This window comes from Sandarakinorhabdus oryzae, from assembly GCF_009733735.1.
GTDB lineage: Bacteria > Pseudomonadota > Alphaproteobacteria > Sphingomonadales > Sphingomonadaceae > Sandarakinorhabdus > Sandarakinorhabdus oryzae.
On sequence record NZ_WNJP01000360.1, the window covers coordinates 1 to 900 of the forward strand.

Here is a 900-nt window from a genome sequence, read left to right on the forward strand (position 1 = left end):
CGCCGCGATCGTGCCGCTGGGCGGCGGCGGGCCGGGCAAGGTCGGTGCCGACGAATTGGCGGCCGCGCTGGCGGCGGCGCAGGGCGCGCCGACCATCGTCATCCTCAACGCCGGGGACCTCAACCTGGGCGCCAGCGATGATTTTGCCACGCTGGCGCCGCTGGCGCAGGCCGCAGGCGCCTGGGTGCATGTCGATGGCGCCTTCGGGTTGTGGCTGAACGCCTCCCCTCGCTTGGCCCACCAGGTGGCGGGCATCGAACTGTGCGATTCATGGGCCACCGATGGCCACAAATGGCTGAATACGCCCTATGACGCCGGCATGGCCATCACCCGCCACGGCGACGCACTGAAGGCGTCGATGCGGATGACGGCGAGTTACCTGACCGAGGGCGGTGAGACCCGCGATCCGATGGACTATACGCCGGAATGGTCGCGCCGCGCCCGCGCGCTGCCGACATTGGCGGCCTTGCTGGAACTGGGCCGCGACGGGCTGGCCGACCTGATCGAGCGCTGCTGTGCCCATGCGCTGGCCATCCACGACGGCATCGCCGCACTCGATGGCGCCACCAGCATCGCGCGGCCGGTGATGAACCAGGGCATGATCCGCTTTCACGATCGCAGCGGCACCAACATCACCGACGCGGTGATCGCCGCCATCAACGCCAGCGGCGAGGCCTTCCTGAGCGGCACGACATGGGCTGGCGAGCGCACCATGCGCATCAGCGTGTGCAACTGGCAGACCAACGCCGACGACGTGCGCCGCACCGTGGCGGCCGCGGCCACGGCGCTCGGTGCGCTGCGTTAACCGCGCCGCCGGCCGATCAGACCGCCGATAAGGCCGGTCACCGCGCTGGCGCCGGTGCCCATCGCCAGCAGGCTGGGCGGCACATCGCCCAGCGC

The 900-nt window shown here is 70.9% G+C and carries 1 protein-coding gene; it reads left to right on the plus strand.

Annotated features, from left to right (window positions below):
• Positions 1-805 (plus strand): pyridoxal phosphate-dependent decarboxylase family protein (locus tag GJ693_RS16290; protein ID WP_197042311.1); only part of this gene is annotated, 805 nt, incomplete at its 5' end.
• Positions 806-900: the final 95 nt, after the last annotated feature.